This window comes from Caulobacter sp. Root1455 (assembly GCF_001426905.1).
GTDB lineage: Bacteria > Pseudomonadota > Alphaproteobacteria > Caulobacterales > Caulobacteraceae > Caulobacter.
The window spans coordinates 123776-148600 of sequence record NZ_LMFQ01000001.1 but is presented as its reverse complement, the minus strand read 5'-3'; the positions used below and the strand labels follow the sequence as shown (position 1 = coordinate 148600).

The following is a 24825-nucleotide window of genomic DNA, read 5'->3' as shown; positions in this document are numbered from 1 at the left end:
AAAGATGAGCCAGTTGTCGTTGGGAAAACGCATGGAAGATAATCGAGCCTGGCCGCTGCCGTATTTGCTAGAGGCGGTGTCGCCGCCGCTCAATCAACCGAAAATGCTGCCCAAACCTTCCGGGCTGCAAAAGGAAATCGTCGTGCAAACCCTCACCGTCGGGGCAGTCGGAATCAGCCTAGGCGGCCCTTTTTGGGACGAGGTGTACGAGATGCACGATGCGCTCGCCGCGACCTTGCCTCTCCCCCTCGAAGCCTGGTTGCGACCGGGGGAAGACGACGAGGGCGAGCAGCGTCCGCTGCCGGATCTGTTCAATCACAACGCCGCTCTGATCGTCTCCCCCCGTTTCATGGAAATCGCGACGCCCTTCCTGCGCGATTTCGAGGTCCTTCCGATCCGCTTCGAAAGCACGCCGGCGGGAGAGGATCCAACGGTGAAGGGCGGGGGCGAGACGATCGACGGGTATGGATGGCTGCGCACCTGGAGGCGGTTGGATCTCATTGATCGATCAAGGTCGGAGTTCCGCCCCATGCCTCCACCAGAGGCCGATTCACCTTACCGCGACGCTCCGGTGTCGATTTACGATTGGTCGAACTTGGTGCTGTCGCCGGTCCCGGTCGACGAACATCTGTTCGGGCTGACCGGCCTGCTGGGCGGGCGCCGCTTCTTTTCCCTCGAGCTCTATCGGGCGATCCACCAGGCCGGCCTTCGGGTCCACTTCAGGCCCGCATCTCTCAATGTGGCCGACAAGGCCAAGCACTGGGCTGAAGAGAGCGCGCTCAAGGCGAGTGTCGGGGGGGGGCGTTGACCGATTTCAGCACTCTGAACCAAGATCCTCGGATCCAGGCCCGACTGGCCCTGATCGAAAAATACCGTAACGAGGTCGCCGGCTTCAAAGGCCCGCCGTCCCGAGGTCAGACGGTGGCCTCCCACCACCTCTCACCGATTTCAACCATCTACACCACCATCAAGGATGCCGCTGGCAAGACGATCGGTTTCCGGCTGGAAGACACCACGTCGGCCCGCGCCTCCTTGCTGCTTGACACTCTAGCCTCGCAGGATCCGACGCGCTGGGGCGCCTACGCGGTCAACGGCGCCGATAACGCCATGCTGTTGCCGGCAGGGGCGAGCGTGGACGGGCAGACGTTCGGCGGCACCGCCCGCCACAGTGGAAATCACGTCGCGTTCTCAGCGTACGAGGACGCTCGCCTTCAAGCGGCTTTGCAGAGCGACCCGCAGGTCAGCCTCCTTCTCGGCAACCCGAGCGCGTTTGAAAATGCGATGTTCACGGGCAACATCCCGACCGATGTGGCCAACAAGGTCGCCACCATCGTTTCCGACGTGCGCTGGGAGATGCGCAACAGCCTTACGGTGAAGGCCTCCGATCTCAGTTTGAATTCGGCGGCGATCAAGGCTGGAAACTACGAGACGCTAGGCTCGATCGCGTTTCTGAACAAGACGGATCCGAGACTGCTCGACGTTCTCAAAAGCGTCGGGATGGACGACAACGCGGACAATCGCACCAAGATCTATGAGGGCCAGAACGCAAGACTTCTTGCGGGCCAAGTCGAGTTGTCGCCGAACGACACCAAGCGCATCAGTTGGATGAAGACCATCTGGGGGGACGCGCCCCACCTGGCCGGCATCGACCCGAAAACCGCCAATGGCGGCGCCATGCTTGAATGGGCGACCAACGAACTCAAGATCAGGCCCACTGATCCGACCGCCTTGTCGATCGTCAGCACGGCCAGCAAGCTGGACTTCATCGAGCAGCAGCTGGCTCAAAAGCAACTGAAGATCCTCAAGGGCGTCGATCGCGCGCAGTTCGTGCTCGATCTGATCAACAACCCCGAAAAAGCGCTCGGCGACTACATCGTTCAGACCGCCATCGAGCAGGGTTACAAACCGGTGATGACGGGCTTGCTGAGGGCCGCGGGGATCTCGGAGGCGGGCATCACATCGGCCATGTCGGCCTCGGCGACAGCGTCGGCGTTGCTGGGGCGGATAGCGGTGTTCGCTGGTGCGGCGCTCGCCTTGGCGGAGAGCGGCACCGCCATCGCGGCCAGCAGACGTACGGATCTGCATTTTAGATCGCCACTCCGGCCACTGAGGCCAGGTGAAGAGACTTTCGATGCGATGGGCGAAACGGCCGCCGCCCTGCGGCAGTTCTTCGATCCCACACAGCGCAAATACACCAAGACGATTCAGAGGCTGAACGCGGACGGATCGTCAAATCTGGAACGGCTCAAGGCCCCGCCGGGCCTGTATGTTTATGTGAACCCGGGTGCCTCGCCGGACAGCGACGCCTTTTTCCAGATCTCGCGCAAGCCCAATCCCGGCCAGGCCGACGTCGACGCCTCGCTCGCCGGCTTCATCCAGCTGGAGCCAGGCGGAGACCTGGCCACTCACGGCGACCTCCGCATCATGGTCCTGGAGGTCTATAACCAACAAACCACGAGCGGCCGGCGTGCCGGCGTGCTGGTGCACACCACCGACCCGAACAATCCGTTCAAGTCGCAGTCCGTCGATTTTCGGGCCGCCGACAGCGGACCCTATTCCAACCCCGACAAGTTGAGGGACCTGATCGCCGCGTCCAAAGGCGGCGCCGTACAGGGGGAAACCCAGGAACAGACCGCTCGGCGCTATGCGAATATCTTCAACTTGCCCGTGGACGACGTCACGGCGATGCAAACGGGCGACATCGGTGAGCTCACCAATCTAGGCATCGCCCATGTCGAGCAACTCAAGTCCGATACGGTTGCGACCGTCGATGAGATGCTGGCGGACTCGCAGGAGGAGATCCGCAGCGTCGACATCGCCCTGGCCAGGGTCAACGCATGGCGCAAGCTCTATCAGTTCGACGCCACTGCGTTCGCCAGTTCGGTCGGCTCGGTGCTCGGCCGCGAACTGGCTGGCGACAACCAGATCGCCCAGATCATCGGCTCCGCCGCCTTGTCGACCTTGTTTGTCAACATCGCCGACAGCTTAACCCAAGGCGCCGCCGATACCGGGACCGAACTCCTGCCCGACGCCTTGCGCGGGGCGACCAGTTCCACCTTCTATGAAAACCTGCGCAGCGAGGGGATCGGGGCGATCAGCTCCTACCTAGTGGGGGAGGTCTTCGCCGCGGTTGGGGCCAGGGGCACGATCGCGGAAGGCGTCCAAAGCGTCAGCACCAAGGTTGTCAGCCAGATCATCACCAACCTGACGACGCCGTCGCATTTCGTGAACGCCGCGGGCGAGGTCGTGGCCGAGGGCTCTCCAGGCGCGATCCCCAAATACGATTGGAAGGCGGGGATCGACCAGGCGTTCCTGGCCTCGGCCGCCGCCTCTTTCATCGGCGGCAAGCTGGCTGACTCCATCCATCAGTTCGACACCAAGGGCGGTCAGATCGGCGCGGCCATCGGTCAGAGCTATGGTTCCATACTGGCGGCGAACTACCTGGCCGCCGCGGGCGTCACGCCGGTAACGTTCGCCATCGCCGTGGTCGCCATCATCGCCTACAAGCTGCTGGGCGGCGCCATCGGATCATTGTTCGGCGGCAAGCCGAAAGCCGAGGCGACCCTGTCGCTGGATTTCCGCAACGAACGGTTCGCCGTGTCGGGCGCCAAGGCCAAGAACGGCGCAAGCCCCGAAAGTGCGTCCAGTCTCGCCGACTATGTCGGAAGCTTCCTAAACCAAGCTCTGGACGCCGCGGGCGGCCATATCGTCCAGCTCACCAACACCCGAGTGGTTTTCGGTATCGAGGGCAAGAAGTACTTCTTCCGCGACGGGGCCACGGTCTTCAAGTCCAGCAATATGGACGACGTGGTCCGCAACAGCAGTCACGCAATCCTGAACAGCCTCGTCGGCTTGATCGCCGGCGGCGACATTTACGTGAAGCGGGCCCTGGCCACGATCGCCGCGCAGCCGGTGCAGCGCTTCGATCTTCAATCGGTGACCGGCGCGATCGCCATCGCCGGCGACTATGTCAACTACCTGAACAATTCGGTGCAGATAGACGGCATCGTCAATAACAACACCGATAGCGCCTTCACGGCGGGTTGGGCGATCACCTTGGCCAGCGCCGCCGAACTCGGCATCGACCGGCGCGGCTACACAGACTGGATCGGGGGCTGGAATCTCTATCTCGACGAGGCCTTCGACTATGTGATCGACGGCGGCAGCGCGCCTCCCTCGCGCTTGTGGGTGGGTCTGGACAACGGCGAGCGGCTGTTTGCCTTGCTGGACGACCTTGGCAACGTCATCGACGCCTTCGGCGACACCATCGACAGCACCGCTAAGGTGCGGGTGTCTGGAACCGGCGGAACCGATCTCATCCAGATCACCGGCGATCTGCTGCAGAACACCGCGGGCGTGACCGTCCGCCCGAAGGCGAACCAGGAGGCCGCGGCGTTGACCGCGCCGTACAAGATCGGCATCGCAGCCCTGATCGACGCCGGCGACGGCGACGACGTCGTCCGTGCCGGCGACCTCGGCAACGACGTGCTCGGCGGGGCCGGGAACGACAGGATCGTCGGCGGCAAGCTGGACGATTGGCTGTTCGGCGAAGACGGCGATGACGTGCTGTTCGGCGGCGACGTGGTCGGCGCCGGGATCATTTCCATGGGGGCGCTCAACGCGTTCCCGAATATCCAGGAACCCGACTACGAACTGGTGGTCAATGCGGCGACCGCCGTGACCGTCGACGGCGGCAACGGCGATCTGCTGGACGGCGGGGCGGGCAACGACCGCCTGTATGGCGGCAAGGGTTCGGACTGGCTGAAGGGCGGCGAAGGCGACGACCTGCTGGTCGGCGGGGCCGGCGGCGACATCCTCGAGGGCGGGAAGGGCGACGACCAGCAGGTCGGCGCCGCGGCCGGGATCCTCGGCGGCGCGGGCTCGGACCAATATGTGTTCGGCTACGGCGACGGCGCCGACGTGCTGTTCGACGAGTCCGATCCGGCCGGGGTCGCCGGTTCGAGCGGGGACAGCCTCTACACGCGGATCAGCCAGATCAACGCCGGGAGTCTGACCCGAAATTGGGCCGGCGGCGGCAGCTATGAGGTCGACGGCTCGGTGAAGGGCGGCGAGGACGCGATCGTGTTCGGCGCGGGCGTCACGATGCAGAACCTGGTCATGAAGCGCTCGGGCACGACCGCCGCGCCGGGCTCGGACCTGATCATTCAGCTGACCGCCGACGATCCGGCCGGGACCCAGGTCAACGGCCATCCGGCTCAGGTCCTCACCGGCGACAGCCTGACGATCAAGGACTGGTTCGAGAGCACCCGCAAGGTCGAGTGGCTGCGCTTCGCCAACGGCGACGACATCCGCATCGGCGACATCACCTCCTACATCATCGGCGTGGCGGGCGCGTCGGTGATCCTGGGCACCAACGGGGCCGACTGGATCGTCGGCACGGACGGCGCCGACAAGATCTACGGCCTGAACGGCGACGACTTCGGGTTCGGCGGCCTGGGCAACGACCTGGTGTCGGGCGACGCCAATAACGACCTGGTGTCGGGCGGCGGCGGCGAAGACATCGTGATCGGCGGCGCGGGAAATGACACCGTGCTGGGCGACGGCGGGTACGACCACCTGCTGGGCGGCGCGGGCTCTGACCTCCTGGCGGGCGGCAAGGGCGCCGACCGGATCGTCACCGGGGCCGGCAACGACGTGATCCGCTACGCGCGCGGCGATGGTCAGGACGAGCTGATCGACGAGATGGTCGATAACTGGGATCTGGTCTGGCAGGACGGCGTCTACGTCAACGGCTACAGCCTGGGTCCCAACGGCACGGTCGGCAAGACCACGGGCAACATCCAAGGGACGGCCACCACCGTCTATTTCGACGGCTCCAAATGGATCAACGGCGCCGACTACGACTATGACGCGGCCACCCGCACCCTCAAGCGCCACATGGGCGCGGTGAACGGCGTGATCGGAGTCAATTCCGGCACGGACACTCTGGAATTCGCGGTCGGGATCGACATTCAGGACCTGCTGCTGCGCCGGGTCGGCAACGACCTGGAGATCACCGTCTCGGACGTCGACGCCACCAGCGGCTTCGACGGCACCGGCGACACGATCCGCATCCGCGACTGGTGGTCCAACACTACGGGCGCCGAGCTGCGGCCGATCGAAAAGTTCAGCTTCGTGGCCACTGGCGCGGCGCTGATGAGCGGCTACACCATGGTGGCCGGCGCGACCGACGGGGCCGACTCCCTGACGGCGGCGGCCACCAGCAGCTGGATCACCGGCGGAGCCGGCGACGACCTCCTGACCGGCGGGGCGGGCCAGGACATCCTGAGCGGCGGCGACGGCGCCGACAAACTGCTGGGCGGCTCCAGCACCGACTATCTCTATGGCGGGGCCGGAGACGACAGCCTCGACGGCGGCGCCGGCGCCGACCTGCTGTTCGGCGGCGCGGGAACCGATCTGGCCTCCTACGCCTCGAACGGAACCACGGCCATACGCGCCTATTTGGGGGCGACCTTCGCCAATGGCGGCGCCGCTTTCGGCGACGTCTATTCCAGCATTGAGGGCGTCGAAGGCGGCCAAGGCGCGGACCGGCTCGGCGGCGACGCCGCCGACAACATCGTGCGGGGCGGGCTGGGCAACGACAATCTCTGGGGCGGGGCGGGGAACGACACCTACGAATTCAATCGCGGCGACGGGACGGACAGCATCCGCGAGGGCGCGCTGGAGCTCGAGGAGATCGTCGACAAGAACGGCGTTCTCAATGCCGCCTTCACGACCTCTTGGCAGCTGATGCGTTTCGGACCGGCCACCGGCGTGACCGGAGACTACTATCAGTATCAGCTGACCGTGACGCGCACCGCCGACGGCGAGGTGGTCTATCAGAGCCGCGACGGCGTCGACTTCCTTTACACCACGACCCAGGCCGCGGCGGCCTCAAGCGCATGGCCGTATGCGAACAGCCAGTGGAAGACCGGCGCGTCGCGCACCGGCAATGGCGTGCAAACCGTGGCGGAACGGATCACGGCCGGAGACGGCGGCAGCGACACCCTGGCCCTGGGCCCGACGATCAGCCTTTCGGATCTCACCGGCTTCCGAGGGACCAACTACCTCAAGCTGACGATCGACGCGTCCAGCGCCGTGGCTCTGTACGATCAGACCCTCGCCGACCGCGGCGTCGAAACCCTGCAGTTGGCCGACGGCCTGACCGTCGATCTGACCAAGATCCGCCTCGGGACCGAGGCCGCGACGGCCGACGGCGACTTCATGCTGGGATCCACCAGCAACAACACGCTCAGCGGGCTGGCCGGCGATGACGTTCTCTCCGGCGGCGGGGGCAACGACATACTCGACGGCGGAGCCGGCGACGACACGCTGGAAGGCGGAACCGGCGCGGACACGCTGAACGGCGGCACGGACAGCCAGACCGACGGCCTGGCGGTCGGCGCCAGCTACGGCGACACCATCCGCTATGTGAGTTCGGTCGCGGCCGTGGCCATCGACCTGTACGCCAGGACCGCCTTGGGCGGCGACGCCCAGGGCGACATCATCGGCGCGGTCAACACCGTCGCCACCATCGAGAACGTGGTCGGCTCCGACGCCTATGGCGACCAGCTCAGCGGCGACGGTCGTCTCAACCGGCTGTTCGGTCTTGGCGGCGATGACGTCCTCGACGGCCGGGCCGGCGACGACGTGCTGGTGGGCGGCGCCGGCGACGACACCCTGTACGGCGGCGACGGCGACGACGCCCTGTCCGGCGAGGACGGCTACGATCAGCTCTACGGCGGGACCGGCAAGGATCTGCTGAGCGGCGGCGCGGGCGGTGACTCGCTGGGGGGCGGCGACGGCGACGACCAGCTGTCGGGCGATGACGGCGGCGACTCGCTGTGGGGCGGCGACGGCCTGGACACCCTGGGCGGCGGCGCGGGCGCGGACCTGCTCTATGGGGAAGCCGGCGACGACAAGCTTGTCGGCGGCGAAGGCGACGACCGATTGAACGGCGGCGACGGCGACGACATCCTGGTCGGCGAGACCGGCTCTGACTGGCTCGACGGCGGCCTCGGCGACGACGTCTATGCCTTCGACGCCAACAGCGGCTCCGATGGCATTATCGACGCGTCCGGCACCAACCACATCACCATCAGCGGCGTGACCTCGGACCAGATCTGGCTGACGCGATCGGGCGACGATCTGGCGATTCTCGTCGGCGGCTCCAACACGATACGCATCTTTGGCTACTACGCCGCCACTGACGCGAGCCGAGTGAAGGACATTATCCTGGACGGTGCGACGCTGTTCCTGGCGCACGCCCAGCCGCTGATCGATGCGATGACCACCTGGTCCACCTTTCCGACAATGTCGGATCGGGCCGCCGTCCTCGCCCAGGCCGCTCCGTACTGGCACGTCGGCGGCAAGGCCGCGCCGGTGGCCTCGGACCAGACCCTGACGATCAACGAAGATCAGGCGATCTCCGGCCAGGTCGGCGCCATCGACGACGACGACAACATCACCGGCTACACCCTGATCAGCGGCCCGACGCTGGGGGCGCTCAGCCTCGACACGGCGACCGGCGCGTGGAGCTACGTTCCGGCCGCCGACATCAGCGGCGCTGACCAGTTCGTGATCGAGGTCAAGGACGCCGACAACCACGCCGTTCGGCAAACGGTCTCGGTGTCCATCGCGCCGGTCAACGACGCGCCCCGCGACGTGACCGCGCCGGGCCCGCTTTCGCTGCTGGAAACGGCGGGGGTCACCTCGCTGGGCGTCTTCTCGGCCACGGATGTCGATGATCCGGCCTCGAGCCTGGTCTATGCGCTCGAGGACACGGCCGGCGGGCGGTTCGAGATATCGGCGACGGGCGAACTGAAATTCACCAACGGGGCCACGATCGACCATGAGGCGGCGCACAGCCACATGATCGCCGTGCGGGTGACCGATCCGCATGGGGCCTACGTCATTGTCCCCTTCGAGGTGACGATCGAAAACGTCAACGAACGACCCGATGCGGCGTTCAAGACCTCGACCGACATTTGGGTCACCGAAAACGCCAACGGCGGCCCGGCCTTGCCGACCACGCCGGTGGCGGTGTTCGCCTTGAGCGATCCAGACGATCAGGGCGCGCCAACGCCCTCGGTCCAACTGCGGTTGGCGTCCGATCCAAAGAACCTGTTGCAGGTGGTCGGCAACACCGTCGTGCTGCGGCCCGGCGTCGTGGCCGACTTCGAGACCCTGGCGCCCGGCTACACCTTACAGGACCTGGATGGCGACGGCGGCTTGGAGTTCGTCTACGCCTACACGGTCGAAGCCTGGGACGGTCAACTGGCGTCCACCGCCAAGACCACCGGCTTCCTGACGGTCGAGGACTATAACGAAACGCCCGCGACGCCGACGTTCAGCGACAAGGTGACCTCCATCGCCGAACGGGACAACCCGATCGATGGCGCGACCGCGCCCGCCATCGTCGTGGCGACGGTGTCGGCGACAGACCCGGATCTGTCGCCACTCTTCGCCGCCCTACAATATTCGGTCGATGATCCAAATTTCGAGGTGGGAACCAAGACCGGCGGCGGTTTCGAATTGCGATTGAAGGCCGGCGCCGTGCTCAACTTCGAGACGGCCTCGTCGATCACCGTCAGGGTCAAGGCGACCGACAAGAACGGCGCGGGGAGAACCTCGGCCGAGCGCTCGATCACCTTCACCGTCAGCGACCAGGACGACTACTGGTACGGAGACAAGGTCCCCGACGCTCTCAACGACACGATAGCCGGCGGGCAAGGTCGCGACCTGATCTACGGCAAGACCGGCGACGACACGCTTTCGGGCGGCGCGGGCAATGATCTGCTCGATGGCGGTGACGGCAACGACACGCTGTCGGGCGGCGACGGTCTTGACAGCCTGATCGGCGGGGCGGGCGACGACAATCTAGACGGCGGCGCCGATAACGACACGCTGACCGGCGAGGCGGGCGTTGACGTGCTTTCCGGCGGGACCGGCGCGGACACTCTGATGGGGGGAGCCGGCAACGACTTCCTCTACGGCGGCGCGGACTACGACGTCCTGTATGGCGACGCGGGCGATGATCTGCTCGACGGCGGCGACGGCGTCGACACGCTGTCGGGCGGCGACGGCAATGACACCCTCGTCGGCGGCCTGGGCAACGATGCGCTGGTCGGCGGGGTGGGCGCCGATGTCCTGATCGGCGGCGCGGGCGCCGATCAATTCACCGGCGGCCTGGACGATGACACGGTCAGCTATGCGAACGCCGGCTCCGGCGTGAAGGTCAGCCTGGCCACGGGCGGCACGTTTGGCGACGCGGCCGGCGACACCTTCCTTGACGCCATCGAGATCCTGGAAGGCTCGGGCTGGGAGGACGAACTCCAGGGCTCCGGCGGCAACGACATCCTCAAGGGCGGCGACAGGAGGGATATCCTGCGCGGCGGCGCCGGCGACGATTTCCTCTACGGCGACGCGGGCGACGACGACCTCTATGCCGAGGACGGCAACGATCGCCTGTACGGCGGTCTGGGCGCCGACAAGCTGGTCGGCGGAACCGGTAACGACACCTACTATCTCAATGCCGCGTCCGGCCTCGACACGATCGAGAACTTCAATTCCGCGCCGGTGGATATCGACGTCATCGCCTACCAGGACAGCGACGTCGACCGCACCAAGCTGTGGTTCCGGCGCGATGTCGATGATCTGTTGATCGACGTGCTCGACACCGGCACGACGACGCGCGTGAAGAATTGGTTCACCCCCCTCGTGGGCGGTTTCGACAACAAGATCGACTTCCTGTTCACCGGCCAGTTCGTCAGCAAGACCGTCAATGTCGAAGAGCTGGTCAAGCTGATGGCGCTCAACCTGCCCGCCGGCGTGCCGTCGGGCGGCAAGCCCACGCTGGGCCAATTCGACACCTTGCGCGCCAACAGCTTGTTCAACACCCAGTGGCAAGGGCTTTGGGACGGCAACGACAAGCCCGTCGTCTCGCCGATCGGCGATCTGACGCTCGGTGAGCGGCCGGCGAACGGCTACGCCACGCAGCAATTGTCGGTGTCGATCATCGACAATTTGCCCGCCGGCGCCACCTTGCAGGTGACGGCCGTCAGCGCCAGCGATCACGCGGTGAGCGACACGCGCTTGGTCAGCATTCTGACCGGCTCGGCGGTCAGCGGGACCGGCGAGGCGACGATCAACTTCACGCCGGTCGACTACGCCAGCGGCGTGTTCGACGTCCGGGTGGTCGCCCTCGACCAGGGGGGGCTGCTCAGCGACCCGCGGTATTTCCGGATCACCATCAATCCGGTCGCCAACACGCCGGTCATCGGCACGCTCTCCGCCGTCTCCGGAACCTTCAACGGCGGGGCGACCATTCCGCTGACCTTGCCCATCGATACGCCGGACGGTGATGGTTCGGAGTATGTGAGGGTGGAGCTGCGGGGAATTGACCCCGGCGTGACCTTGAGCGCGGGCGCCCCCTCCGGGACTGGCGCGAATATCGTCTGGACCCTGATCAAAGACCCGCAGATCGGGCGCAATGATCTGGCGAACCTGACGCTGCGCAGTACGGATCCGACCTGGTTCAAGGACCTGACCATCGGCGTCACCGCCTATGGCGTCGAACGGATCACCGCGCTCAATCCCACCGAGATCAGCAGCGTGGCCGCGACGGCGTCGTTCAACGTCGCCATCAACGCCGCGCCCTCGACGATCACGTCGACGACGCTCCATGTCCGGGAGGATGCGGCGCCGGGAACCTCGACCGTCGTCGGCAGCTTCTCGGCGATCGACAAGGACAATGATCCGCTGAAGTACAGGTTGGTCAACAGCAGCGGCCAGGCGGTGACGGGCGGCCCGTTCGCGCTGTCGCTGGGCGGCCAGCTGACGCTCGCCGCGCCGGTCGATTATGAGGCCGCGATCAGCTACGGGATCTATGTGACCGTGTCGGACGACAAGATCACGTCAGGCCCGCAATACTTCACGGTGGCGATCGATCCGGTCAACGAAAACCCCAATGTCCCCACGCTGATCAATCAGGCCCAGAGCGAGCGCGATGAAGGCGCCGCCCTTGACACCTTGGTGGCGACCTTCACCCGCACCGATCCGGACATGACGGCGACGATGACGACGCCGCCGTCGCTGGAGAGCTACGATCCCGACAACCTGTTCCAGATCGCGCCAAACACCAACGAACTGCATCTGAGGGCCAATGCGAACATCGATTTCGAGACGCTGAAGGCCAACGCCGGAGACGGCTGGCACCGGCTCGACACCGCCGGCAGACTGGCGATCCGAGTCGATGTCCGCGCGGTCGACGCGGCCGGCGCCGGCAGCCTCTGGACCTCGCTCTGGTACGTGATCAAGGACGTGAACGAGAAGCCCGGGATCCCGGCCGTCGATGCCGCGGGCTCGATCCTCACCGAAGGCGTGCAGACCAATACAGACCTGGGGACCGCCAAGGCGCCCGATCCGGGCAAGCCCCTGGATCCGGAAGGCGGCTCGGTCACCTTCGCGGTGGCGTTCAATCTCTTCGATTGGCTGGAAGTTCCGACGAACAGCAATGTTCTGCGAATGAAGGCCGGTACTAACATCGACTATGAATGGTTGAAGTCGCTGACCACCGCCAACTACGCCAATATCAATGATTGGCGAACGCTGAACAATGATCTCGATGGCGATGGTCTGAAGGAGATTGGCCTCCTGGCGGCCGTGGCCGCGAAGGACGCCGCCGGCAATACGTCGGACCCGGCATGGCTCTGGTATTACGTCGAGGACGTCAACGAGAAGCCGTCCGTTGCGACCATTTCTCAGTCCATCACCCTGATCGGCGAGAATGCGGCCGACCAGGTCTTCGCCAGCTACTCGGCGAACGATCCCGAGGGCGCGCCGCTATCGTACGGCGAGGCCTTCGATCCGCTGGATCTGTTCTACATGGCCGGCAATCAATTGCATCTGCGGGCAAATCTCGACTTCGAAACCCTGTCCGCGGGCATACCCGCCGGCGGCGAATGGTGGCGGTATAACACCGTCATCAATGGCCAACGCGTAGCCGCCTTCGCCGTCGCGGTGACGGCGAGCGACGGGGTGAACACCAGCCAGGATCCCACCTGGGCCTGGGTCCAGATCGCGGACACCAACGAGGCGCCGAGCCTGACCCTCGAAACTCAAGGCGACGGCGCGGTCCATGCCTCCGAGGCGCTTTCCTGGGCCGGTCCTGGACAAACCTTCGGCAAGTTCTACGTCAGCGACCAAGACCTCGGCGACAACTGGTCCGTGTCCGTCAACGACGGCGGACTGAACATCTTCAGCGCATCCCTCCTGAAGAACGGCGACGGCAGCTACTACCGTGAAGGCGGCAAGGTGGTCGGACAGTTCATCGTCCACGGCGTCATCGACTATGAAGCCACCACCGCCTACGCCGTGACCCTCGATGTCTGGGACAACGGCGGCGCACACGCCACCGCTCAGCCCATGCCGGTCACGATCAAGATCGACGAGGTGAATGACGCGCCCGTCCAAAATCCAAATGGTGTTGTTCAGACGGTCGGTTATGTCGGAACCGATCAGCAGTTCTTCTACAGCGCCAGGATTAACGCGATCGATCCCGACAGCCCCCAGGCCTTTACCTGGAAGGTCAAGAATGTCGTGGGTTATGGGGGCAGTTTTTCGCCGCCGGCTATTGGCACGACCGTGACCGGCGCCTCTTTCGATTTCCTGCTCTACAGGGTCTCGCGCAACTACGGAAACCCTCAGTTCGCGAGCTACGATCTGGAATTGGAGGTGAAGGACGACAGAAACGGCTTGTCCACGGCGACGTATCACGTGGCGAGCGGGGGCTATAGCCGCATCGCGCCAATCGTGCTCGACCTCGATGGCGACGGCGTCACCTTGACGGAGTTGGACGGGAACAACGTCTGGTTTGATCAGGACGGCGACGGGGCCTTTGACCAGACCGGCTGGATAGGAGCGGGCGACGGCCTGCTCGTGCTGGACCGCAACCACAACGGCAAGATCGACGACGGCTCGGAGATACGCTTCTCGACCGATGAAGAAAGCGCGGTCTCGGATCTCGAGGGTCTTCGCGTATACGACACCAACGCCAACGGATTCTTCGACAGCGAAGACGAGGCCTACGGCGACTTCCAGGTCTGGCGCGACGTCAACAGCAACGGCGAAAGCGAGGACGGCGAACTGGTGTCGTTGGCGCAGCTTGGCGTCTCGGCGATAAATCTGACGCTGACCACCTCGGGGCAAGCGCCGGATCCCCTGCACAACCATATCTACGGCACGACGGAATTCATCCGCGCGGACGGAAGCGCCGGGCTCGTCGGGGACGTCATGCTGGCCTATCAGGGCGCGCCGACGATCACGCTTGTGGAGCCCGCTTCCGCGCCGGACGAAACCCAATTGTTGCCGCCGGTGGTGATCGATCTGGACGGTGACGGCGTCGAACTGGTGGCGCGCGCCCGATCCACGATCAGCTTCGACGTGTCGGGCGACGGCGTGCTCCGGCGCACCGGTTGGGTTGCCGCCGACGACGCCTTCCTGGCGCTCGATCGGGATGGCGACGGCAAGATCACGAGCGGCGCCGAAATCTCGTTCGTGGGCGATCTGGAAGGCGCGGTTTCCGATCTCGAAGGCCTTCGCGCCTTCGATACGGACGAGAACGGCTTCCTCGACGGCGGCGACGCGCGGTTTGACGCGTTCCGGATCTGGCAGGACAAGAATCAGGACGGCGTCAGCCAGGCCGATGAGCTGCACAGCCTGAGCGACCTCGGCTTCCAGGCGCTGAACCTGACCCGGACCCTGACCGGGGCCGGTTTGGACTCGACCGGCGAGAACGTGCTCTACGCCACGTCCGACCTGGTCAAGGCGGACGGCTCCCGCCTCGCGGTCGGCGACGTCATGCTGGCCTTCGGCGAGGGACATCCGCTCGTCGGCCTTCAGGACGACAGGGCGGGCGACAGGGACGACGATCGGTTCGACCGGTTCGAACGCAAGTACGGCTCGCGCGGGAAGGTCTTCGATACGGCGCTCGCCGACTCCTCGGCCTCCAGCCCGTCGGACGATCTGGACACGATCGACCGCACCGCCGAATCCACCAAGCCCAAGCCGGCGAAGTCGCCCAAGCCGGCGTCCGACGGCGGCGAAAGACGGGCCATCCGGCCCAGGGCCGAGCCGCTGTCGTCTTCGTCGGCGGACGACGGCCTGCCCGCCGCCCTCGCGCCGCGGTCCTGGTCGCGGATCGATCTGGCCGGCATCCTCGACGCGGCCGCGACCGCGCCCTCGGGCCTGGCGGCGATCGACTATGACGCCATGTTGGCCGGGGCCTCGCCCTCGGCGGTGGACGCCAACCTGGCCCTGGCCCAGCAGACGCGCCTGCGGATGATCCAGGCCATGGCGGGCTTCTCGCGCGAGGGCGCGGCCGACCTGGGCCCCGACGCCTGGCGGCAAGGTCATGCCCAATCGCTCGCGCTGCTCACGGCGCTGCCCGATGTCCGGTCCGGTGGATGATCGACGTCGAACCCGGGTGACCTCGCAAGAACGCCCCAGACAGTTCATCCGGACTGGCTGGGGCGCGGCCCTTCACAGCGGATAAGATCATCGAGGTTTTGACCGCCCGATAGTCCCGGACTCCCACGGAGTCCCAGGCGGAAGGTCTAGCGCGGCAGGGGATTGTCCACGTTGAGCCTTCGGCTCTCTAAGGCGAAGGCCAGAGCTTCCGAATCCTTCCCGGGCCGCCGGTGAAGTGTCTGGAAATCCGCCGTTCGGCGATCACTGTTATCCAGCTAAGATTTGGGTCATACTCAGCCATGAGGTGGGCCGACGCCACGCAGGTGGCGGGAGGGGTTTCTTGCGAGTTCTGTTCAGAATGCATCGCGCCGTCATGGGCGTGAGCGCAATGGCGTGTCTGGGCTCGGCCCTGCTCGTCGCGGCCCCGGCGGCCGCCCAGGTGGCCCTGCCGTCCCGCCAGGAACTGGATCCGGCCCGCGCGGCCCCGATCGCGGCCGCGCCGCGCGGCGACCTGTTCAAGGGCGTCGAGGCCGGGCCCTGCGCCTTCCGCGACAGCCCCATCAAGGTCACCCTGAAGGCGGTCGAGTTCCACGGCGCGACGTCCGGAGAAAGCGGGGGCGGCGCCCTGGCGCTGTCGGACCAGGCCCTGGCCTCGACCTATGCCGAGTTCATCGGCCGCGAGGCGCCGCTGAGCGTGGTTTGCGACATCCGCGACCGGGCTGCGGCGCTGTATCTGCGGCGCGGCGTTCTGGCCAGCGTGGTCATTCCCGAACAGAAGATCGCCGACGGGCGGCTGACCCTGACCGTGGTCGAGGCGCGGATCGCGGCGGTGAACTATCACGGCGACGCCGGCCCGGCCCAGAAGCAGGTCGCGCGCTTCCTCGACCATCTGCGCGGCATGGCGCCGTTCGATCTCGACGTCGCCCAGCGCTACCTGCTGCTGGCCTCCGACGTGCACGGTGTGCGGATCCAATCGGTGCTCAAGCCCTCGCCGGTCGGCCAGGGCGCGCTGGACCTGGACATCGCCATTTCCCGAGACGCCGTCGACGGCTCGGTCGTGGCCCAGAACTACGGCTCCAAGACCGTCGGCCGCGACCTGACCCTGGCGCGGCTGGACCTCAACAGCTTCACCGCCCTGGGCGAGCGGACCTCGATCCTCGCCTACGGCACGCTGTCCAGCGACGAGCAGCAGGTCGTCCAGGTGGTCGAGCGCTTCTTCATCGGCGGGGACGGCCTGGCGGCCGACCTATCGGGCTCCTGGGCCTGGACCCGGCCGGGCGACGTCCTCAAGCCGCTGGACCTGGAGGGCGAGTCGTTCGCCGGCGGCGTCCGCCTGACCTATCCGCTGATGCGCCACCGCCGCCACAACCTCAATATCGGGGCCGGCCTGGACGTGATCGACCAGAGGGTCGAGTTCGGCGGCGGCGCGGCCGTGCTGACCGACGACCATCTGCGGGTGTTCTTCGTCCGGCTAGACGGCCACTACGCGCCGGCCGGCCTGGCGGCCAATTCCGTGGCCATGACGGGCGTGCTGGAACTGCGCCAGGGCGTGCACGGCCTGGGCGCCAGCCGTTACGGCGAACCGACCGCCTCGCGCTTCCTGGGCGAGCCGGACGCCACGGTGACGCGGGCCGAGGGCGAGATCGGCGGCCGCGCGGGACCGATGGTCGGCAAACTGAAGGTCGCCTGGCAGCACGCCGACGATCCGCTGCTGTCCTATGAGGAATACGGGGTCGGCAACCTGACGGTCGGGCGGGGCTACGACCCGTCGGTGATCTCCGGCGACCGCGCCGTCGCCGCCTCGGTCGAGGTCAGCACCGTGCCGCTGCCGCTGGCCGGAGGCCGCGCCGCCTGGCGGCCCTACGCCTTCTACGACACCGCCGAACTGACCAATCTCGGCTTCGGGGCGGGCAAGCTGGACCTGGCCTCGGCGGGGGTCGGCGTCCGCGCCCAGGTCGCCTCGCGGGTGGCCTTCGACCTGACCTGGGCCAAGCCGTTCGACAGTCCGTTCGGCGTCGGCGACGAGCCGCCGTCGCGCGTCCTGATCTCCCTGTCCGCCGCGTTCTAGTCTCCGGAGCGTCCCCCATGACCCCGTCCCAGATCCGCTCGATCCTCCCTCGCACCGCCCCGCGCTCGGCGCGACGGACCCGTCTGCTGGCGGCCTCGGCCCTGTGCGGCGTGGCGACGCTCCTGGCCCAGCCGGCGCTGGCCCAGACCCTGCCGGGCATCCCGGGCGGCGGCAGCATCACGGTCTCCACGGGCGGCTCGGCGCCGGTGATCACCGCGCCCAACGCCAACACCCTGGACATCGACCTGAACGCGCCCCACACGGTGATCAACTGGTCCAGCCTGCATGTCAGCGGCGCCGACGAGATGGACTTCCACTTCGACGCCGCCAGCGACATCGTCCTCAACAAGACCACGACCCAGATCGCCATCGACAGCGGCGCCGTGGTGACCGGCAAGGTCGGGGCGTCGACGGGCGGCAATATCTGGTTCTATTCGCCACAGGGCGTGATCGTCTCGCCCGGCGCGACCATGACCGCCGGTGGCTTCCTGTTCAGCCGAGGATCGGCGATTGTCGACGCCACGTTCGTCGACGCCGCCGATCCGCTGGCCAACCTGCGCGCCGCCACCGACGCCCTGATCCGGATCACGACGATCAGCACGGCGACCAGCGCGTCGATCGACGCCAGCGGCAATGTCCTGCTCTCCGCCTCGAGCGGCGGCCTGAACGTCGCCATCGCCGAAGGCGCCACGGTGGGGGTGAGCACCACTTCGGGTTCGATTACCGTCAGCGAAGCCACGGCCGCCACCGGCGCGGCCTCGGTGACGGCCGGCGGCCCTGGCGCGACCGTCACCGCGATCACGGGCGCGACCGGCGTCACCGTCTCTTCGGGCTCCAACACCTCCGTCGGTTCGGCCACCACCACCACCTCGGGCGACATCGTCCTCGGCAGCGGCGGCTCGGTGTCGCTGACCCTGGGCAATTCGGCGCGCGACACCCTGCTCACCGCCCCGATCATCTTTCTGAGCACCCTCGACGCGGGGCGCGACGCCATCCTGACCGGCGACACCGGAGTCACGGTGACCAACCGCATCTTCGCCGGCGACGACATCGAGCTGACCGCCTCCAACGGCGACATCACGGCCGGCGGCGCCTTCCTGAAGTCGACCGGCCTGGGCGCCGGCGACGACGCGCACATCCTCCTGCGTTCCGACACCGGCGCGGTCACCGCCACCAACACGCTCCAGACCCAAGGGACCGGCGCGCGGGCCGGCGACGTCACCGTCCAGGCGGCGACGACCGCCAGCGCCGGCGCGACCACCGCCACCCGCGACGTGAAGGTGACCGGCGTCACCGCCAGCCTGACCAACGGTTCGGCGGCGCGCGACCTCTTCGTGACGGCCACGACCGGCGGCGCGACGGTGACCACCGCGGCCACGGCCGGCGACGACGTCGAGGTCACCGCGACCACCGGCGCGGTCTTGGCCAGCGGCGCGACGCTGAGGTCCACCGGTGTCGGCGCCACCGACGACGCTCACGTTCTGGCGCGATCGACCGGCGGCGCGGTCAATGTCGGCACGGCGCAGAGCCAGGGCGCCGGCGCGGCCGTGGGCGACATCACGATCGACGCCGCCACCACCGCGACCCTGGGGACGGGCAGCTCGACCCGCGACCTGTTCCTCGCGGACGCCACGGGCCTGACCCTGACCGGCAACTACGGCGCCGCCGGAACGGTCTCGCTGACCGCGTCGGCCGGCGGCATCGTCCAGAGCGGCGGCGTGATCACCGCCGACATCCTGACCGCGCAGAGCGACGGGGGCTTCAGCGCCACTCGCGCCAACCTGGTGAACAAGCTTGGCTCTGTCCAGGACAGCGCGTCGGCCGATGTGGCCTTCTCCAACGCCCAGGCGCTGTCGATCACCGACACCGTCTCCGGCGGCGGCGACATCGACATCACCACCACGGCGGGCGTCCTGACGCTGGCCGCCAACGCCCAGGTCATCGGGCAGGGCGACGTCACGCTGACCGGCGACGGCGGCTTCACCGCCATCCCCAGCGTGAGCGGCACGTTGCAGGGCTCCAATGTCATCGTGACGGCGATGACCGGCGACGCGCTGGTCGACCACGTGTTCGTCACGGGGGGCGGGGGGGCGGCGTTGGTGCAGGCCTTGGCGGGGGCCGCGACCCTGCGCAACGTGCTCGTCGACGGCGCCGTCGACCAGATCCAGGTCGTGGCGACCGGAACCGCGACCCTGGGCGCCGACAGCCAGGCGGGGATCGTCGCGCACAACAGCGTCGACCGACTGAGCGGCAGCCTGACCTATCTCGTCGTCTCCCTGGACGGCGACGCGCGGGTGTTCCTCGACAGCCTGGACGCCGACCTGGGCTCGGTCAGCGCCAACGCCGCCACCGGAACGGCGTCGGTCGGCGTGGCGGACGGCTTCACGGTGGACGCGGTCGGCGGCCACAACGTCTTCCTCAGCGCCGGCAACGGCGTGATCGCGGCCAACACCGTCACGGTCGGCGGCGGCGACTACACCGCCGAGGCCCAGGACTGGGGCGGCAACGTCCTGGCCCCGGCGGGCGTGATCCGCGACCTGTCGGTCATCGACACGGCCGGCGGCCTGGCCCTGACCAACGCCCTGACGGCCACCGGCGACCTGTCGCTGTCGTCGGCCGGCGTGCTCGGCGCCGCCGACGCCCTGGTCGCGGGCGGCGACATCGACGTCACGGCGACGGAGGACATCGATCTGGTCTCGGCCGAGGCGGGCGACGACATCACCGTCACCGCCACCGGCGGCGGCGCGATCCTGCGCAAGGCCGTGCTGACCGGCGCGGGCACGGGCCGCGATCTCGCCATCGCCGCCCTCGACGACGCGGTGCTGGGCGATCCTCTCTTCTCCGCCATCACCGCCGACAATACCTTCAGCCGCACGGGCGGGAGCACGGGCGCGGCGACGGTCATCTCGGCCAGCGGCGACGCCCTGGTCCACCTCGACACCAGCGCCAAGCTCGACACGCTGGAGGGCGCGGGCGTCGACGTCACCATCGCCAGCGGCGCGGCGGTCATCGACACCCTCACGGCCCTGACCGACGACATCTATGTCGAGACGCTGGACGGCGCCTTGACCGTCGGCGCGGCCACGGCGAACACCGGCGACGTGGAGCTCTTCGCCGACGGCGGCGACCTGACGATCACCGGCTCGGCGCATGGCGACGGGCTGGTCCGCATCGGGACCGACGGCCTGCTGGACGGAACCTTGGCCAGCCTGATCTCCAGCAACGGCGACCTGGACCTGGAGGGCGGCGCGGTCGATGTCGGATCGCTGCAGGCCGACGGTGTGATCACGGCGACCGCCGACACCGGAAACATAGACGTCCAGTCCGCCCTGGCCGGCGTCGGGATTTCGATCGGCGGGTTCGGCGACGCCTTCGTCGGTACGGCCGAGGCGGATCAGGGCGTCTTCGTGGTGGCGGGCGGCGACGCGCTGGTCAATTTCGCCAAGGCCAACGATCCCGCCGGGTTCGTCATCGTGCATGGCGACGGCGACGCGACCCTGCGCGCGGGCGAGGCGCCGGACGGCATCCTGGTCGACGCCGTGAACAAGGCCACCTTCGGCGCGGACGACGCGGCGTCGGTGACCGCCGCGAACTATGTGGTCACCGACCCCACCTGCGGCTGCGGCGCCGGCGGATTGCAGGTTGTCTCCAGCGACGGCGACGCCGTGGTCAACATCAACTCGGCCAGCAACGGCGTCACCCTGGTCGCCGCCGCCGTCGACGGCGACGCGACCGTCTTCCAGAAGACCGGCGACCTGAAGATCGAGGAGCTGGCCGCCTTCAACATCACGCTGGAGGCCATGGCTGGCACGCTCGAAACCGGCTCCACCACCGTCAGCGGCGGCGACTACACCATCACGGCCCACGACTTCCTGGGCGACGCGCTGACCCCGATCCTGTTCTCCGGCGCGATCCACGACGTCGCCATCACCGACACCCTGGGCGACCTGGACCTGGGCAGCGCCGCCATCCACGCCGACCGCAAGCTGACCATCGTCGCCTCGAACGGGGCGGTGACCGGCGCGGGCCAGCTGGACGCCGGGATCGGGGCGCACGACGGCGCGGTCGACGTGACCGCCGACGCCATCAGCCTCGACGCGGTCGTGTCCGACGGCGACGTGAACCTGACCGCCGCGACCGGCGGGGTGAGCCTGGGGACCGGCGGCGGTCACGCCGACCACCTGCTCCACATCACCGCCCTGAACGGTGCCGTGGCCAGCCTGGGTCAGCTGGACGCCGGCCAAGGGGCGGGGGCGCACGACGGCGAGGTCAATGTGGCGGCCAACGCCATGACACTGAATGCGGTCCTGTCCGACGGCGACGTGAGCCTGAGCGCCGGAACCGGCGGGGTCAGCCTGGGCGGCGTCGTTCACGCCGACAACCTGCTGGCCGTCACCGCCTTGAACGGCGCGGTGACTGGCGCGGGCCAGCTGGACGCCGGCGACGTCGAGGTCACGGCCGACGCCATCGCCCTCGACACGGTGCTGAGCGGCGGCGATCTGGACCTGGAGGCCGGAACCGGCCTGGTGAACGTGGCGACCAGCGTCACCGTCGGCGACGCCTACGCCCTGACCGGCGGCGACTTCTCGGCCGCCGCCCTGGCGCCGCTGGGCGCCAAGGCCGGAGCCTGGACCATCCTGGACCAGGCCGGTGATTTCGACTTCAGCGGCAAGACCCTGCGCCACGGGGGCTCCATCGGCGTCACCGTGACCAGCGGCGACATCCTCGGCGGCGACATGACCAGCGACCTGGGCGGCATCTCCGTCGCGGCGCGTGGCGGACACCTGGGCGCGTTGTACGGCGGGGGCGGCGCGATCACGGCGACCGCCAGCGTCGGCGGCATGGCCGTGGATTCAGCCGACGCGCTGGCGGATGTCACGGTCCTGGGCGCGGCGGGCACGGCGAGCCTGGGCTCGGCGGTCGTGAGAGGCTCGGGAGCTCGCACTCTGACGGTCGTCTCGAACAGCGACGTGGTCCTGGGGGCCGCGACGTCCGGCGCGATCACCGCGGGCAACGTCTTCACCTCGACGGGGGGGAGCCTGACGATAGTGGCCTCGGCCCCGACGGGCAAGGTCGACGTCAATCTTGACCACACGACCAACGCCGGCCTGAACACGGTCTTTGGGCTCAACGGGGTCAAGATCAAGGTCGTCAACGGTTCGCACCAGATCGGCTTCGCTGGATCGACCAACGGCGGCGTCCAGATCGACGGCCCGACCGGCGCCTTGACCGTGTACGCCCTGACGGCAGGCGCGGCCTCGCGGGTGAACGGCGGCGGCGACACGCAACTGGTGTCGGCCGACGTCACCGGCGACCTGGCGGTGACGTCGGCCAGCGGCAATCTGCGGTTGGGCGACGCGACGCTCGGCGGGGTGATCGACGTCCGCGACGTGCTGTCCCTCAACGCCGCCACCGACATCGCCCAGCACGCGGCGCTGCACGCCGGCGTGCTGGACGTGACGGCGGGAACCGGCGCTGTCCTGCTCGGCGCCAACCAGATCTCCTACCTGGACGCGGTCACGGTCGGCGCCGGCGGCTTCGCGTTCAACAGCACCACCGGCTACGACCTGTACGGCGCGGTCAACGCCGTCGGCCAGACGGTGGACCTGCGTTCCGACGGCGCGATCGGCCAGGTCTCGACCGGGATCATCACCGCCCAGAAACTGACGGGCTGGGCGACCGGCGGAGCGACCTTCGGCGCCGCCAACCAGGTGGTCCAGCTGGGCGACTTCACCAACACCGGCGGCCTGCTGAAGCTGATCGACGGCCGGTCCCTGACCGTCGTCGGGACCGTCTGGAGCACGGGAACCGTGTCGCTGACCTCGCACGCCGGCATGACCTTCGCCGGCACGGGCCGGGTCCAGGCCGACGGGACGGGCGACGCGGCGATGCTGGCCTCGGATGGGGTGTTCACCAACGCCCGTGGGGCGGACGCGGTGACCGCCGCCAACGGCCGCTGGCTGATCTACACCCAGGCGGTGGGCGCGCCGCTCGGCTCGACGGCGGGCAATACGTTCAACGGCCTGGCTGGCAAGAGCTTCTACGGTTCGGCCTATGACTTCTCGAACGAAACCTTCGCCACGCCCGTCAACGCCGGCAACCGCTTCGTCTACGCCTACCAGCCGACCCTGACGGTGACGCCCGACAGCCGGACCGTGATCTATGACGGGACGATCCCGACGACCTCGGCGACGATCGCCGGCCTGGTCAACGGCGACCTGGCGGCCGACGCCTGGTCGGGCGCGCCCGCGGTCTCCGGCGCGACCAGCAAGGTCGTCGGGACCTATGTCCTGACCGCCGCCGCCGGCGGCCTGGCCTCCGACCTCAACTACGCCTTCGGCTATGGAACGGGTTCGCTGCGCATCGATCCCAAGGCCCTCACCGCCGTGCTGACCGCCAACACCAGGACCTATGACGGCACGACGGCGGCCACCGGCTCGATCGGCCTGACCGGCGTGGTGGCCGGTGACGCGGTCGGGGCCTCGGGGACCTACGCCTTCGCCGACAAGACCGCGGGGACCGGCAAGACGGTCACCGCGTCGGGCGTGGCCCTGTCGGGCGCCGACGCGGGCAACTACACGCTGACCTCGACGGCCGCCGGCACGGCCGACATCCTGAAGAAGGACCTGACCGGCGCGCTGACCGCCGACACCAAGACCTATGACGGCACGGTGGCGGCCACCGGCTCGATCGGCCTGACCGGCGTGGTGGCCGGCGACGCCGTCTCGGCCTCGGGCAGTTACGCCTTCGCCGACAAGAATGTCGGGACGGGCAAGACCGTGACGGCGTCCGGCTCGGTCCTGGCCGGCGCCGACGCCGGCAACTACAGCCTGACCAGCGTCAGCGCCGCCCTGGCCGACATTCTGCGGCGGCAGGTGACGGTGGCCGCCAACCCCCTGTTCAAGCCGTTCGGCCAGGTCGAACCCACCCTGACCTACCGCATCACCGTGGGCGACCTGGCGGCGGGCGACGCCTTCACCGGCGCCCTGGGACGCGAGGTCGGCGAGATCCCCGGCAGCTACGCGATCACCCGCGGGACGCTGGCCCTGTCGGCCAACTACGACCTGACCTTCACCGGGGCGGTGTTCACGATCAGGCCGCTTCCGTCGAACGAAGCGGGCGGCATGCCGGCGCTCAGGCATCTCACCCAGGCGCCGGACTTCATCCTGGACTGGGATCCGGAGTCCCACCTCACGACCGAGGGCGAGGGCTGCCTCGGCGAGGGCTGTCCGCCGCAGGGCGCCATGTCCGGCGGCGGCAAGGTGGTGGCGGCGCTGCGTTAGGCCGCC

4 protein-coding genes are annotated in these 24825 nt (G+C 68.0%); all 4 read left to right on the top strand.

The window, feature by feature from the left end:
- Positions 1-4 precede the first annotated feature (4 nt).
- The 4 genes from ASD21_RS00460 to ASD21_RS00445 all read left to right on the top strand — a co-directional run bounded on the left by ASD21_RS00460 (position 5) and on the right by ASD21_RS00445 (position 24819).
- A complete protein-coding gene (locus ASD21_RS00460) occupies positions 5-808 on the top strand; it encodes a hypothetical protein (protein WP_156390563.1) in 804 nt (267 codons plus the stop codon).
- Complete coding sequence (locus ASD21_RS24525) at positions 805-15468, top strand: Ig-like domain-containing protein (RefSeq protein ID WP_056435135.1); 14664 nt, start codon at positions 805-807, stop codon at positions 15466-15468. The genes ASD21_RS00460 and ASD21_RS24525 overlap by 4 nt, the downstream gene beginning before the upstream one ends.
- A 373-nt stretch (positions 15469-15841) precedes the next feature.
- Positions 15842-17536: a ShlB/FhaC/HecB family hemolysin secretion/activation protein gene (locus ASD21_RS00450; protein ID WP_235524813.1), complete on the top strand. Its 1695-nt coding sequence runs from the start codon at positions 15842-15844 to the stop codon at positions 17534-17536.
- 17 nt (positions 17537-17553) lie between these two features.
- Positions 17554-24819, top strand: a complete 7266-nt coding sequence (locus ASD21_RS00445) for a YDG domain-containing protein (RefSeq protein ID WP_056435130.1) — start codon at positions 17554-17556, stop codon at positions 24817-24819.
- Positions 24820-24825 lie beyond the last annotated feature (6 nt).

Excerpts from the sequence above, each read along its gene's own strand:
- ASD21_RS00460 (WP_156390563.1), top strand. The coding sequence starts at position 5 with ATGAGCCAGTTGTCGTTGGGAAAACGCATGGAAGATAATCGAGCCTGG.
- ASD21_RS00450 (WP_235524813.1), top strand. The coding sequence starts at position 15,842 with ATGGGCGTGAGCGCAATGGCGTGTCTGGGCTCGGCCCTGCTCGTCGCG.
- ASD21_RS00445 (WP_056435130.1), top strand. The coding sequence starts at position 17,554 with ATGACCCCGTCCCAGATCCGCTCGATCCTCCCTCGCACCGCCCCGCGC.